Raw genomic sequence first — 13,485 nt, forward strand, 5'->3', positions numbered from 1 at the left:
CGATATGAAGCTCATCCTCACCAACGAGGTCTCCGGCCTCGGCACCCCTGGCGACGTCGTCGAGGTCAAGGACGGCTACGGCCGTAACTACCTCATCCCGCGCGGCTACGCCATGCGCTGGACGCGGGGCGCCGAGAAGCAGATCGAGACGATCAGGAAGGCTCGCGACGCTCGCGAGATCCGCGACCTCGGCACCGCCAAGGAGGTCGCCGGTCAGATCGGCGCGCTGCGCGTCCGCCTGACCACGCGCGCCGGCGAGTCCGGCCGCCTGTTCGGCTCGATCACGACGGGCGACATCGCCGACGCCGTCAAGGCCGCCGGTGGCCCGATCGTCGACCGCCGCCGCATCGAGATCGTCAACCCGATCAAGAGCGTCGGCTCGCACCGCGTCACCATCAAGCTCCACCCCGAGGTTTCGGCCTCTGTGGACGTCGAGGTCGTCGCGGGCTGAGTCCTGCTGTGGAAGCCCCCTCCGCCCGGAGGGGGCTTCCACGTTTCCTGCCCCTGTGAGCGCCTTCCCGGAAACGTCCGCTGACTCCCGGCTGAAAAGCCCCATACGTTACGGCTGCGCCCGGGCAGGCCACCCGCCGTACTCCGGCTCAGCGCCCTCCAGGAAACGCCCTCTGACCCTTCACCGGCGGGCCGCCGTTACGCGAGCCCATCTTGGCCAACTCCATGGTCAGGGGCACCGCCGGGCGTAATTTCCTATTCGGTCAGCGTAGAATGCGTTCGTTCTTTCGCATGTTCCCCCTGGAGGCTGCAGCCATGGCCCGTCCCCTTATGCTGCTCGCGCTGGCCGTGGCGCTCGTCGGCTGCGCGCCGGTCGACAACACGTCGAGCTCGGCGAGCCCGATCGCGTCAACGTCCACCGCGTGCACCAAGGACCAGCTCAAGCTGGTCAACGCGGGCAAGCTGACCATCGGCACCGACAAGCCCGCGTTCGAGCCCTGGTTCAAGGACGACGACCCGAGCAACGGGCAGGGCTTCGAGAGCGCGGTGGCCTTCGCCGTGGCGGGGGAGCTCGGCTTCGACCGCACCGAGGTGCAGTGGAGCACGATCAAGTTCGACTCGGCGTTCGCCCCTGGGGTCAAGCAGTTCGACTTCGACGTCAACCAGGTGTCCATCACGCCCGACCGGGCCAAGGCGGTCGACTTCAGCAAGGGCTACTACACCGTCAAGCAGGCCATCGTGGCGATCGACGGGAGCAAGTTCGCCGGGGCGAAGAGCCTGGCCGAGCTGCAGAGCGCGAAGATCGGCGTACAGGTGGGGACGACCTCGCTCGACGCGGTCAAGAACGTCATCAAGCCCGCCGACGACCCCAACGTCTACAACGAGCAGATCGACGCCGTCAACGCGCTGAAGAACAAGCAGGTGGACGCGCTGGTCGTGGACCTGCCGACGGCGTTCTACGTGACGGCCGCGCAGGTCGAGAAGTCCAAGATCGTGGGGCAGTTCAGCTCGACGGGCGGCACGCCCGAGGAGTTCGGGCTGGTCATGGAGAAGGGGAGCGCGCTCAAGCCGTGCGTCGACAAGGCCGTTGAGGCGCTGAAGTCGAAGGGCGAGCTGGCCAAGATCGAGCAGGCGTGGCTCGGCTCGGCGGCGGGCGCGCCAGAGCTGCGATGAGCGAGTTCGACGAACCCGGCAAGACCGCAGCGGGCAAGTCCGGGGAACCCGGCAAGGCCGCCGTGGGCGAGCCCGGTGGACCTGGCAAGCCGGCGTCGGGCGAGTTCGGCCGAGTCGGCCAGGCCGTGGGCGAGTTCGGCGGGTCCGGGACGGGTGCGGCGGGCGCGTGGGTCAAGTCGGAGCGGCAGGTCGAGCGGGAGCGGGTGCGCCGGTCGCACGCCCGCCGCTCGGCCTCGATCGCGACGGTTTCGACGATCGTCTTCATCGTGCTGGTCGTCTCGATCGTCACGAACTCACCCGGCTGGCCCCGGGTGCAGGAGACGTTCTTCAATCCCGACGAGTTCGTCAAGGCGCTGCCCGACGTGCTGAAGGGCTTCCTGCTCAACATCAAGATCTTCCTGATCGCCGAGCCGCTGATCCTGGTCGTCGGGCTGCTGGTGGCGCTGGCCAGGGGGATCACGAAGCCCGCGTTCTTCCCGATCCGGGCGCTGGCCACGCTCTACACCGACGTCTTCCGCGGCGTGCCGACGATCCTGGTGATCTACCTGATCGGGTTCGGGCTGCCCGCGCTCCGGCTGCAGGGCATCCCGACCGACCTGGTGACGCTGGCCATCATCGCGCTGACGCTCTCGTACGGCGCGTACGTGGCCGAGGTGTTCCGCTCGGGCATCGAGTCCATCCACCCGAGCCAGGTCGCGGCGGCCCGCTCGCTGGGGCTGAGCCACATCAAGACCGTGCGGTTCGTGGTGCTGCCCCAGGCCACCCGCAGGGTCGTGCCGCCGCTGCTCAACGACTTCGTCTCGCTGCAGAAGGACACCGCGCTCGTGTCGACCATCGGGCCGCTGGAGGCGCTCAGGCAGGCGCAGATCCACGTGGCCAGCACCTTCAACTACACGCCCTACCTGGTGGCGGCGCTGCTGTTCATCCTGCTCACCATCCCCCTGGCCAGGTTCACCGACCACCTGGCGGCACGCACGCGCAGGAGGCGTGGCGCATGAGCCTTCTGACTATTGACGGGGTGTGGAAGAACTTCCGGGGCCACAGCGTGCTGCGCGGCATCGACCTCGAGGTGCGCCCGCACGAGGTGGTGAGCCTCATCGGGGCCTCCGGCTCGGGCAAGTCCACGCTCCTGCGCTGCGTCAACCTGCTGGAGACCGTGGACGACGGCGTGATCCTCCTCGACGGCGAGGACATCACCGACCCGCGCGTGAACGTGGACGACGTGCGCAAGCGGCTCGGCATCGTGTTCCAGGCGTTCAACCTGTTCCCGCACATGACCGTGCTGGACAACGTCACGCTCGCGCCGCGCCAGGTGCACAAGGTGGCCAAGGGGGAGGCAGAGGAGCAGGCGCACGGCCTGCTGGCCAGGTTCGGGCTGGCGGACAAGGCGCGGGCCTACCCCGACCAGCTCTCGGGCGGGCAGCAGCAGCGGGTGGCCATCATCAGGGCGCTGGCCACGCAGCCCAGGCTGATGCTGCTGGACGAGGTCACCTCGGCGCTCGACCCCGAGCTGGTGCTGGAGGTGCTGGGGGTCATCAAGGAGCTCAAGGAGTCGGGCATGACGATGATCCTCACGACCCACGAGATGAGCTTTTGTCGCGATATTTCGGACACGGTGTGCTTCCTCGACGGCGGCGTGCTGCTGGAGAAGGGCCCCGCCGAGCAGATCTTCACCGAGCCGGAGAACCCCCGCACCAGGGAGTTCCTGCGCAGCGTCCTGGAGTCGGGCCGCCTCTAGCGGCGGTGGTGTCCGCATACTGACTCGATCAGGGTGCGGTGGCGGGCCGCGTACCCGCTCGGCCGGTGCCGGAGTCGGGCCGGCTCTAGCGGCGGTGGCGGCCGCGTGCCGGCTCGATCGGGGTGTGCGGGCGGGCCAGCAGGCTGTGGCGGCGGCCGTACACGAGGTAGACCAGCAGGCCGAAGGCCATCCACAGGGCGAACCACACCCAGGTGAGCAGCTGCAGGTTCACCATCAGCCAGAGCGTGGCCACCAGCGACAGCCCCGGCAGCAGCGGGGAGAGCGGCACCCTGAACCCCCGCTCCAGGTACGGCATGCGCCGCCGCATCACGATCACCCCGGCCGCCACGAACGCGAACGCGAACAGCGTCCCGATCACCACGAGCTCCTGCATCGTGAGCACCGGCACGAACTCGGCCAGCACGATCGCCACGACCCCGATCACCAGCGTCACCCGGGTCGGAGTGTGATATTTCCGGCTGACCGTGGCCAGGCCGCGAGGGATCAGCCCGTCCCGGGCCATCGAGAACAGCACCCGCGTCTGCCCCACGATCAGCACCAGGATCACCGTCGTCAGCCCGAGCACCGCGCCCACGTCGATGACGTGCACCATCCAGTCCACGCCGACCGCCCGGAACGCCCCGGTCAGCGGCGCGTCCTCGGAGATCTTCGTGTACGGGACCATACCCACCATGACCAGGGCCACCGCGATGTAGAGGACGGTGGCGATGATCAGGCTGCGGATCATGCCCTTGGGCACGGCGGCGGGCGCGTTCACGGTCTCCTCGGCGGAGGTGGCCACGATGTCGAACCCGATGTACGCGAACGCGATGGCCGAGGCCGCCGCGAAGATCCCGAACCAGCCGAACGCGTGGCTCTGACCGAACAGGATCTCCAGCACGGTCGTGGGCGGCTTCGGCAGGATCTTGGACGGCACGTGGAACTCGCCGAAGTTCCGCACGTCGATGTGGGGCAGGCCCACGACGATGACCGCCCCGATGGCCAGCAGCTTGGCCGCCACCATGATCCACAGGGCCCGCAGCCCGATCCGCGCGCCGAGCGCCACCACGCCGGTGAGCAGCACCAGGATCACGAACACGAGGACGTCGCCGACGAGCTCCTGGTGCGGCACGCGTACCCCGAAGTTGGAGATCGCCCCGACCGTGATCGCGGCCCACGCCCTGGCCACGACGGCGGCGGCGAACTGCAGCTCCAGGATCAGCGCCCAGCCGATGATCCACGCCCAGACCTCGCCGAAGATGACGTACGTGAAGGTGTAGGCGCTGCCCGAGGTCGGCATCGTGGAGGACAGCTCGGCGTAGCACAGGCAGGCGAGCAGGCAGGCGATGCCCGCGATCATGAAGGACAGGATGACACCGGGACCCGCCGTGGTGGCCGCCTGCCGCCCGGCGATGGAGAAGATGCCGGCGCCGATGATCACACCGAGTCCGAGCACCACCAGGTCGGCCGGGCGGTAGAGCTCGGCCAGGCTGTGGCGGGCGCCCGTGCGTAATCCGGTCGCCTCGGTGGGTGGCAGTCGCCGCAGAATCGTGGACAAGGAACACCCCGCTCAGGGAACGCGCCCACAATGTCTCACCACTCGGACAACAGCAAGCACAGGACGGTCACAGTGTTTCCGCAGATCACTGCAGGTAGCGGGGCCTGTGCCCAAAGTGAGAGCGCCTACGCTCCGGTCACCAGCCAGGCGGTGCCGGCGGCCCGGCGTACGAGGCTGACCAGGCGGGCGAGCATCCACACCCCGAGCGCGCACCACAGGGCGACGACCCCGAAGCCGGAGGCGAGGAGGGCGGCGGGGAGGTACGCCAGCGTCGTCCACACCCCCGCCCACGCCAGGTAGCGCTGGTCGCCCGCACCGATCAGCACGCCGTCGAGCACGAACACGACCCCGCACACCGGCTGGAACGCCGCCACCGGCCACATCAGCGCCAGCAACAGGTCGGTGACCTGCGGGTCCGTGTCGAACAGCCCGGGCAGCAGTGGCCTGGCGGCCACGACCAGCAGGCCGAGCAGCACGCCCGACCAGCTGCCCCACTGCACCATCCGCCTGGTCGCGGCCCTGGTGGACGCGACGTCCCCCGCGCCGAGCGAGCGTCCCGTGATGGCCTGCCCGGCGATGGCGATGGCGTCCAGCGCGAACGCGAGCAGCGTCCACACCTGGGTGGCGATGGCGTACGCGGCCAGTTCGGCCTCGCCCATCCTGGTGGCGATCACGGTGGCCGCGAGCAGCACCACCCGCAGGCAGAGGGTACGGACGAGCAGCGCGAACCCGGCCGTGCCCGCCTCCTTGACCCCCGCCAGACCGGGCGTGAGCGGCGTCCCCAGCCGCCGCGCGCCCCGCGCCACGACGGTGAGGTAGACGGCCGCGCCCAGCGTCTGCGCGATCACCGTGCCCCAGGCCGACCCGGCGATGCCCCACCCCAGCCCCAGCACGAACCAGGCGTTCAGGACCGCGTTCAGCACGAAGGAGCCGATGGCGACGGCCAGCGGCGTGACGGTGTCCTGCAGACCGCGCAGCACCCCCGTCCCGGCCAGCACGACCAGCATGCCGGGCGCGCCGAGCAGGCTGATCCGCAGGTACGTCACGGCCTGTGCGCCCTGCCCCTCACCCGCCCCGAACAGCTCCACGATCGCGGGGGCCAGCGGCCAGCACACGGCGATCAGGAGCGCGCCGATGGCCAGGGCCAGCCAGATCCCGTCCACACCGCTGCGCATGGCCCGCGCGTGGTTCCCGGCGCCCGTCTGACGCGCCACGGAGGCCGTGGTGCCGTACGCGAGGAAGACGCACAGGTTCACCAGGGTCGCGAGGACCGTGCCCGCCACCCCCAGCGCCCCCACCGCCGTGGTGCCCAGCCCGTGCCCCACGATGGCGTAGTCGGCGAGGAGGAAGAGCGGCTCGGCCACCAGCGCGCCGAACGCCGGTACGGCTAAGCGGAGTATCTCCCGATCCCTGGGGGTAATGAGCATTTGTCCATTATGGCCATTACACGGCGTGTCGGCGAAACTTTCTTTTCTCCACAGCCGGTGGATACCGTTCGCCCAGGTCAGAGGCTGTCCGGTGGATATCCGAGAGAGTTATCCACAGCAACTGTCCACAGGCCTTTCACACCCTGGGCACGGTAGTGCACAGCTTGACCACAGGGTTGTCCACAGGTCGCGTTGCCGTCGGCTCGCGACTCCGAGAAACTGTCAGACCGGTCGGCTACAAGTGGGGGTGGTGCGACCGCCTGCAAGTGTTCGAGGGGGCGCGGTGAGTATTGACGACGAGACGGGCGCAGGCCCTGGTTTCGAGCGCACCCCCCCGAACAACATCGAGGCGGAGCAGTCCGTCCTGGGCGGCATGCTGCTGTCCAAGGACGCCATCGCCGACGTCGTCGAGATCCTGCGGTCCGACGACTTCTACCGGCCCGCCCACCAGATGGTCTACGAGGTCATCACCGACCTCTACGGAAGGGGCGAGCCCGCCGACGCGGTCACCGTCTTCGACGAGCTGCAGAAGCGCGGCGAGATGGCCAGGGTGGGCGGGGCCGCCTACCTCCACACCCTCACGGCCGTCGTCCCCACCGCGGCCAACGCCGGCTACTACGCCAAGATCGTCAGGGAGCAGGCCATCCTGCGCCGCCTCATCGAGGCCGGCACCCGCATCGTCTCCTTCGGCTACGGCGGGCAGAACGAAGAGGTCGACGACCTCGTCGACCGCGCCCAGGCGGAGATCTACAAGGTCACCGAGCGCCGCACCTCGGAGGACTACGCGCCCCTGGCCGACATCATGCCCGGCGCCCTCGACGAGCTGGAGGCCATCGGCAGCCGCGGCGGCCAGATGGTCGGCGTGCCGACCGGCTTCCAGGACCTCGACCAGCTCACCAACGGCCTCCACCCGGGCCAGATGATCGTTGTGGCTGCCCGGCCTGCCATCGGTAAAAGCACGCTAGGTCTGGATTTCGCCCGGTCTGCGGCTATCAAGCATGGGATGACCACGGTCATCTTCTCGCTGGAGATGTCGCGCAACGAGATCACCATGCGTCTGCTGTCCGCCGAGGCCCGGGTCGCCCTCCACGCCATGCGCTCGGGCATGATGGGCGACGACGACTGGACGCGCCTGGCCCGGCGGATGAGCGAGGTGGCGGAGGCGCCGCTGTTCATCGACGACTCGCCCAACATGTCGATGATGGAGATCCGGGCCAAGTGCCGGCGGCTCAAGCAGCGTAACGACCTGCGGTTCGTGGTCATCGACTACCTCCAGCTGATGAGCTCGCCGAAGAAGACCGAGAGCCGGCAGAACGAGGTCTCGGAGATCTCCCGTGCGATCAAGCTGCTGGCCAAGGAGCTGGAGGTGCCGGTCATCGCGATCTCCCAGCTCAACCGTGGTCCGGAGCAGCGCACGGACAAGCGCCCCGCGGTGAGCGACCTGCGTGAGTCCGGGTCCATCGAGCAGGACGCCGACATGGTCATCCTGCTGCACCGGGAGGACGCGTACGAGCGGGAGTCGCCGCGGGCGGGTGAGGCGGACCTGATCGTGGCCAAGCACCGTAACGGCCCCACGGCGACGGTGACGGTGGCGTTCCAGGGCCACTACAGCCGGTTCGTGGACATGGCGCAGCACTGACGGGCGCAGCAGCGGCATGAAGCAGTCCAATCGCCGAAACGGCTTCTGGATTCGCCGGCGTCAAGCCGCCTCGTCCGTGGAATCGGGAGCCAGCCGCACGCTGCCGGACTGAGTCTTTTCATCGGGGAAGACCCACTTCCGGAGCGCCCAGAAGCGGAAGACCATGGCGATCAGCGTGCCGATGATCTGCGCGCTCATGAAGTCGGCGATCTCCTGGGTCACCAGGCTCACATCCGGGGTCTCCAGGTGAAATACGTACCGGGAGATCCATAGCGGCGCGGAGCTGAGCACGAGACCGACGCCACTGACCAGGAAGAACAGCGCCGCCTCGTGACGGCGCTCGCGGCCGCCCCTGGTCCGGAACGACCATTCGCGGTTCAACACGTAGGACACGATCGTTGCCACGAGCACCGCGATGATCTTCGCGGTCACCGGCTTCGGTTCCAAAATGGTCAGCTTCAACCCGTAGAACACCGTGTTGTCCACTAAGAACGTTGTTCCACCCACCACCGCGAACTTCAGCAGTTCACGGTGCTTCAACGCAAGTGCGTGCAGTGGTTCCGGCAATCTCGCGAGTACTGCTTTTGATATTCGGAGCACCCTCGATCTTCTCACCGGTCCACGACCTCGTCGGCGCCGGCCACCGCGGCGGCCGCGTGCAGGGCGGGCTCGCGATCCGCTGCGCCGAGGTCTGCCTGGCGTGGCTGCCCCGGCTCGTCGTCGTCGGGCACTGCTGCGGCGCGGCCGGGGTCGGTCAGCGGGCTGCCCGGCGAAGGGAGCCCGGTCCGGGCGCAGGGGCTGACCGGCGTCCTGACGTTCCTGCGCCGGCTGCGCGACCACGGAGGCCCCGCCCCGCTCCCGGAGTGACGGTCACGGGCGGAGCTCGGCGGCGTGGGCGCGGGCGAAGTCGGCGAACGAGCGGGCCGGGCGGCCCATGACCTTCTCGAAGTCCGGCGTCGTGTAGTCACCCCACCCCGCCGAGTACGCCGTCAGGTACTCCTTGGTGACCGCCGCGATCCACGGGGACAGCCCGGCGTCCACCATCGACCGTCGAACGTCGTCCGGCGCCATCGGCTGATAGGCGATCGGAGTGCCGTACACCTCGCCCAGCACGGCGGCCACGTCCCGCAGTGAGACGCCGGCCGGGCCCGTGAGAGTGTAGGTGCTGCCCTTGTGCTGTGCGGGAGCGCGCAGGACCGCGGCGGCGAAGTCGCCGATGTCGCGTACGTCGATCATGCCGAGCCGCCCCTCGCCGAGCCCGCCGTACAAGGTGTCGCCGTTGACCGAGCCGAAAAGGTTCTGCATGAAGAAGGCCGGGCGGATGACGGTCCAGTCGAGGCCCGAGGCCGCGAGCTCGACGTCCGACAGGGCGTGCAGGCGGCCGTTGCGGGTCGGCGCGTCGTGGGCCGCGCCGATGGCCGACATGCGTACGACGTGGCTCACCCCGGCCTGCCGGGCGGCCCAGACGGCGTTCATGCTCGCGTGGGGCGCCTGCGGGCCCATGGCGGTCAGCAGCCACAACGTGTCCACACCCTGGAAGGCCTGGTCAAGCGTGGCGGGGTCGTCCAGATCGCCGACCGTGACCTCCACCCCCGACGGCGCCTTGGCCGCGTCACGCACGAGGACCCGCACGTCAGCGGTCCCGGACAGGGAGCGGAGGACAGCGCTGGAAACGGTGCCGTTGGCACCCGTGATCAAGATGCTCATGCCGTCGACGATATAGTAAGATTCAGTGACAATCAAAATTGATGACTAAATGGAGGGCGTGACCGTGCGCAGGAGCCGGCGCAAGCAGGAAGAGCCCGATCTCGGCATCCTGTCCAGCAGGACTCTTTTCAGCCTGCAGCGGCAGCTGTTCGAGACGCTGGCCCAGCAGGGCCATCCCGGGCTCAGGCCCCGGCACGGGGCGGTGCTGGCGTACCTGGACGAGGAGGGCAGCAGGGCCACGGACCTGGCCGCGCAGTCGGGCCAGCACAAGCAGGTGATCGGCACGCTGGTGGACGAGCTGGTCGAGCTGGGCTACGTGGAGCGCCAGCCGGACCCGGCCGACCGGCGGGCCAAGCTGATCGTGCCCACCGAGAAGGGCCGCGATCACATGGTCAAGTCGGACGCCATCCTCGCCGCCATGGAGGCGGAGCATGCCGAGGCCGTGGGCGAGGAGGCGTATACGGAGTTCAAGAGGGTGTTCAAGCTGGTCGCCGAGCGCCAGACCGGCGGCTCAGCCCTGGCGGAGTGACATGACGAGGTAGCGGAAGGCGGGCTCGGCGTCGCCGGGCACGTCCTGGATCAGGGCGGGCCTGGTCGGCGACTCCATTTTGATGCGGGCCAGCTCGCTCTCGATCCCGGTCAGCCCGTCGAGCAGGAACTGCGACTGGAAGGCGATCTGGATGTCGTCGCCGCGCAGTTCGCAGTCGACCACCTCGGCGCCGCGCCCGATGTCGCCGCCGCCCGCCTGGATGAGCACCTGCCCCTGGCTGAACGACAGCCGGATCGCGGTGTTGCGCTCGGCCACCAGGGCGACCCGCTTGATGGCGTTGACGAACGGCGCCACCGCCACGTCGGCCCTGATCGACCAGTCGGAGGTCAGCCGGGCGCGATAGTCGATGAACTGCTCGTCGAGCAGCCGCACGGTCGTGCTCCGCCCGACGCTCTCGAACCCCGCCACCCCGTCGCCCATCGCGATCGACACCTCGCCGCCGCGCAGCGACTTGGCCACCTCGACCAGCACCTTCGCCGGGACCATGGCCGAGACCGCGAGGTCGGGGCCGGCCGGGCGCCAGGCGAAGTCGCGGGCGGCGATGCGGTAGCGGTCGGTGGCCGCCATGGCCACGGACTCGCCCTCGATGTCGACCCTGATGCCGGTGAGCATGGGCAGGGTGTCGTCGCGGCTGGCGGCGGGCGCGACCTGGCCGACCGCCGAGGCGAACACGCCGCCGCCGACGGCGCCGATGCTCGGCGGCATCGTGGGCATGGTCGGGAAGTCCTCGACCGGCATCGTGATCAGCCCGAACTCCGCGCTCCCGCAGGTCAGCACCGCCTCGGCGCCCTCGGTGACGATCTCCACGTCGTCGGCGGGCAGGCTCCTGCTGATCTCGGCCAGCAGCCGACCGGGAATCAGCACGCTGCCCGTCTCGGCCACGTCGGCGTCGACCGAGGCCCTGGCCGAGACGTCGTAGTCGAACGCGGACAGGACCAGCTCGTCGCTCGCCTCCAGCAGCAGCCCGGACAGGACGGGCATCACGGGGCGGGAGGGCAGGACTCGGGCAGCCCACGCCACCGCATCTGCCAGAACATCGCGGTTAACCCGGATTTTCACCTGCTACCACCCCTTCGTCGCCATGCCCTTATGAAAATAGCCGGTGCGACCGACAAGTCGGGGCAGTCTCCGGATGGCCAACCCCAGGTGGAGGGTTCCTAGCGGCTGTTGAGGTAGGCGAGTACGGCCAGCACGCGGCGGTTGTCGTCGTCCGACGGCGCGAGCCCCAGCTTGGCGAAAATGGAGGCCGTGTGCTTGGCCACGGCGCTCTCGCTCAGATAGAGCCGCTGGCAGATGGCCGTGTTGGAGCGCCCTTCCGCCATGGCCTCCAGCACTTCCCGCTCGCGCGGCGTGAGCGCGGCCAGCGGCTCGTGCCTGGCGTTGCTGGCCAGCAGCTTGGCGATGACCTCGGGGTCCATGGCCGTGCCGCCCTCGGCGACCCTGCGTACGGCGTCGATGAACTGCTCGGCGTTGAAGACCCGGTCCTTGAGCAGATAGCCGATCGCGCCCGAGCCGTCGGCCAGCAGCTCGCGCGCGTAGAGCTGCTCGACGTGCTGGGACAGCACGAGGACGGGCAGCCCGGGCACCTGCTTCCTGGCCGCGAGCGCCGCCTGCAGCCCTTCGTCCGTGAACGTGGGCGGCAGCCGCACGTCCACGATCGAGACGTCGGGCCGCAGCTCCAGCAGGCCTCGCAGCAGCTCGGGCCCGCTCTCCACGGCCGCCACGACCGAGAAGCCGTGGGCCTGGAGCAGGTGCACCAGCCCGTCTCTGAGCAGGTAGAGGTCCTCGGCGACGAGTACGCGGTTCTTCATCAGCACCAGGGTTTGATCGGCGTGGCACGCGCGACCCAGAGGTCGCGGTTGTGGTTGGAGGGTATCCAGATGGCCAGGATGTGCATGCACAGGCCCAGGGTGATCATGCCGAGGATGACAGGCCACTGCCAGGGCCCGGGCAGGTACAGGGCGAGGAACCAGCTCTTCTCCTCGAACCCGATCGTCTTCATGACGCCGGCCACGATGCCCTGAGGGAAGGTCGGGCACCAGGCCGTGGCCCAGAGGAACACGACGATGGCCGCCTTCCAGCGCGGCAGCCGGGGCAGGCTGCCCGCCCAGTGCTCGGGCAGCACCCGGGGCAGCTCCATCGCCACGGTGGTGGGGCCGCCCGGCGGGCTGTTCAGGGCGAGCAGCCCGTCGAATGCGGCCAGCCGCCGCTCGATCCCGGACAGGCCGCTGCCCTTGGCCGGGTCGGCGCCGCCCAGGCCGTCGTCGGTGACCGTGACCCGCAGGTTGGGGCCGTCGGTGCTGAGGTCCACCGTCACCGCCTGAGCGTCGCCGTGCCGGGCGGCGTTGGAGAGCAGCTCGCTGACCGCGAAGTACACCGCCGCCTCCACCGGCGCCTCCGGCCGGTGCGGCAGGTCCACGTCCACCGTGACCTGCAACGGGCTGTCCATGGCCAGCGCGCGTACGGCGTCGGCCAGCCCGCGCTCGGCCAGCACCGGAGGGTGGATGCCGCGGATGACCCGGCGCAGCTCGGTCAGCGTCTCGGAAGAGGTGTCCCGGGCCTTCGACAGCAGCGCCTTGGCCGCCGCGGGATCGTCGTCGACGAGCTGTTCGACCGCGCCCAGCGTCATGCCGATCGCCACCAGCCGGGCCTGCGTGCCGTCGTGCAGGTCCCGCTCGATCCGGCGCATCTCGGCCGCCTGCGAGTCGGCGGCCAGGTTACGCGTCCGCTTGAGGTGGCTCACCTGGCTCGCCAGGCGGCTGGCGACGGTCGCGCGGAGCATCAGGTCGCTCCAGAGGGCGTAGATCCGCAGGCCACGCTCGGGGAGCGTGACGAACACCGGCAGCAGCGCCGCCTTCACCACCGGTTCGAGCACCAGCCAGATCATGTCGCGCCAGGTCGCCGGGTCGGAGGTCAGCCACTTCCACCGGTTGTTCCACGCGGGGATCCGGGGCGTCTTGTAGAGGGTCCGGTCGGAGCGGTAGAGGCCGTCCGACTGCGGCTCCGGCGGCGGGGGTTTGGGCAGGTACGGGGACTCGATGTGGACGTCGGTCCAGCTCCGCATCAGCCGCCGGTTGAGCTCGGCCAGCCTCCTGACCAGCCGGACCTGCGGCGAATACAGGAACACCATGCCCACCCCGAACGACAGCAGCAGCATGGTGAGGCTGAGCACGATCGCCGGCACCTCGACGAGGAGGAGCGCGAGCAGCGCCGCGGCCTGACCGAACCTTCGGAGCAGCATGC

Annotated in this window: 13 protein-coding genes; 6 read left to right on the forward strand and 7 right to left on the reverse strand. The window is 69.5% G+C overall.

The features are described from left to right. The first annotated feature begins 4 nt into the window (after window positions 1-4). The 4 genes from rplI (at window position 5) to AB0J87_RS48670 (ending at window position 3,361) form a co-directional block, all read left to right on the forward strand. The gene (gene rplI / locus AB0J87_RS48655) at window positions 5-451 is read left to right on the forward strand and encodes a 50S ribosomal protein L9 (RefSeq protein WP_185069541.1); all 447 of its coding nucleotides are present in this window, start codon (window positions 5-7) and stop codon (window positions 449-451) included. Window positions 452-765: 314 nt separating this feature from the next. After that, on the forward strand, window positions 766-1,623 hold the full coding sequence (locus AB0J87_RS48660; RefSeq protein WP_350724169.1) for an ABC transporter substrate-binding protein: 858 nt from the start codon (window positions 766-768) through the stop codon (window positions 1,621-1,623). Then, the gene (locus tag AB0J87_RS48665) at window positions 1,620-2,621 is read left to right on the forward strand and encodes an amino acid ABC transporter permease (RefSeq protein WP_363978855.1); all 1,002 of its coding nucleotides are present in this window, start codon (window positions 1,620-1,622) and stop codon (window positions 2,619-2,621) included. Before AB0J87_RS48660 ends, AB0J87_RS48665 begins: the two co-directional genes overlap by 4 nt. Continuing rightward, window positions 2,618-3,361: an amino acid ABC transporter ATP-binding protein gene (locus AB0J87_RS48670; protein ID WP_350724165.1), complete on the forward strand. Its 744-nt coding sequence runs from the start codon at window positions 2,618-2,620 to the stop codon at window positions 3,359-3,361. Before AB0J87_RS48665 ends, AB0J87_RS48670 begins: the two co-directional genes overlap by 4 nt. 85 nt (window positions 3,362-3,446) lie before the next feature. Here the strand turns inward: AB0J87_RS48670 and AB0J87_RS48675 are convergent, their stop codons facing one another. Both AB0J87_RS48675 and AB0J87_RS48680 read right to left on the reverse strand, forming a co-directional pair. Further along, complete coding sequence (locus AB0J87_RS48675) at window positions 3,447-4,919, reverse strand: amino acid permease (protein ID WP_363978859.1); 1,473 nt, start codon at window positions 4,917-4,919, stop codon at window positions 3,447-3,449. A gap of 125 nt (window positions 4,920-5,044) precedes the next feature. Further along, window positions 5,045-6,346 carry an MATE family efflux transporter gene (locus AB0J87_RS48680; RefSeq protein ID WP_363978862.1) on the reverse strand — a complete coding sequence of 434 codons (1,302 nt, stop codon included), beginning with the start codon at window positions 6,344-6,346 and terminating at the stop codon, window positions 5,045-5,047. A gap of 283 nt (window positions 6,347-6,629) precedes the next feature. On the opposite strand from AB0J87_RS48680, the gene dnaB reads away from it, so the two are divergent. After that, window positions 6,630-7,985 (forward strand): replicative DNA helicase, encoded by a 1,356-nt coding sequence (gene dnaB / locus AB0J87_RS48685; RefSeq protein WP_350724159.1) that lies wholly within the window; start codon window positions 6,630-6,632, stop codon window positions 7,983-7,985. A 60-nt stretch (window positions 7,986-8,045) separates the two neighbouring features. Here dnaB and AB0J87_RS48690 read toward each other — a convergent pair whose 3' ends face one another. Both AB0J87_RS48690 and AB0J87_RS48695 read right to left on the reverse strand, forming a co-directional pair. Then, entirely contained in the window at window positions 8,046-8,525 is a 480-nt protein-coding gene (locus AB0J87_RS48690; protein WP_363978866.1) for a GtrA family protein, read from the reverse strand. 330 nt (window positions 8,526-8,855) lie between these two features. Next, complete coding sequence (locus tag AB0J87_RS48695; RefSeq protein ID WP_363978869.1) at window positions 8,856-9,692, reverse strand: SDR family oxidoreductase; 837 nt, start codon at window positions 9,690-9,692, stop codon at window positions 8,856-8,858. 58 nt (window positions 9,693-9,750) lie between these two features. Here AB0J87_RS48695 and AB0J87_RS48700 point away from each other — a divergent pair, with 58 nt between their 5' ends. Further along, window positions 9,751-10,221 carry a MarR family winged helix-turn-helix transcriptional regulator gene (locus AB0J87_RS48700; protein WP_363978872.1) on the forward strand — a complete coding sequence of 157 codons (471 nt, stop codon included), beginning with the start codon at window positions 9,751-9,753 and terminating at the stop codon, window positions 10,219-10,221. On the opposite strand, the gene dnaN is transcribed toward AB0J87_RS48700, so the two are convergent. The 3 genes from dnaN to AB0J87_RS48715 form a co-directional block, all read right to left on the reverse strand. Continuing rightward, window positions 10,204-11,301 carry a DNA polymerase III subunit beta gene (dnaN, locus tag AB0J87_RS48705; protein ID WP_363978875.1) on the reverse strand — a complete coding sequence of 366 codons (1,098 nt, stop codon included), beginning with the start codon at window positions 11,299-11,301 and terminating at the stop codon, window positions 10,204-10,206. The genes AB0J87_RS48700 and dnaN overlap by 18 nt on opposite strands. 98 nt (window positions 11,302-11,399) lie before the next feature. After that, window positions 11,400-12,053, reverse strand: coding sequence for a response regulator transcription factor (locus AB0J87_RS48710; protein ID WP_350724149.1), 654 nt, complete (start codon window positions 12,051-12,053; stop codon window positions 11,400-11,402). After that, window positions 12,053-13,483, reverse strand: coding sequence for a histidine kinase (locus AB0J87_RS48715; protein WP_363978878.1), 1,431 nt, complete (start codon window positions 13,481-13,483; stop codon window positions 12,053-12,055). Before AB0J87_RS48715 ends, AB0J87_RS48710 begins: the two co-directional genes overlap by 1 nt. Window positions 13,484-13,485 lie beyond the last annotated feature (2 nt).

Source organism: Nonomuraea sp. NPDC049625, assembly GCF_040675285.1.
In the GTDB taxonomy this organism is placed as follows: Bacteria; Actinomycetota; Actinomycetes; order Streptosporangiales; family Streptosporangiaceae; genus Nonomuraea; species Nonomuraea angiospora_A.

Coding starts and splice junctions, on each gene's coding strand:
- rplI (WP_185069541.1), top strand. CDS start 5: ATGAAGCTCATCCTCACCAACGAGGTCTCCGGCCTCGGCACCCCTGGC.
- AB0J87_RS48660 (WP_350724169.1), top strand. CDS start 766: ATGGCCCGTCCCCTTATGCTGCTCGCGCTGGCCGTGGCGCTCGTCGGC.
- AB0J87_RS48665 (WP_363978855.1), top strand. CDS start 1,620: ATGAGCGAGTTCGACGAACCCGGCAAGACCGCAGCGGGCAAGTCCGGG.
- AB0J87_RS48670 (WP_350724165.1), top strand. CDS start 2,618: ATGAGCCTTCTGACTATTGACGGGGTGTGGAAGAACTTCCGGGGCCAC.
- AB0J87_RS48680 (WP_363978862.1), bottom strand. CDS start 6,346: ATGCTCATTACCCCCAGGGATCGGGAGATACTCCGCTTAGCCGTACCG.
- AB0J87_RS48695 (WP_363978869.1), bottom strand. CDS start 9,692: ATGAGCATCTTGATCACGGGTGCCAACGGCACCGTTTCCAGCGCTGTC.
- AB0J87_RS48710 (WP_350724149.1), bottom strand. CDS start 12,053: ATGAAGAACCGCGTACTCGTCGCCGAGGACCTCTACCTGCTCAGAGAC.
- AB0J87_RS48715 (WP_363978878.1), bottom strand. CDS start 13,483: ATGCTGCTCCGAAGGTTCGGTCAGGCCGCGGCGCTGCTCGCGCTCCTC.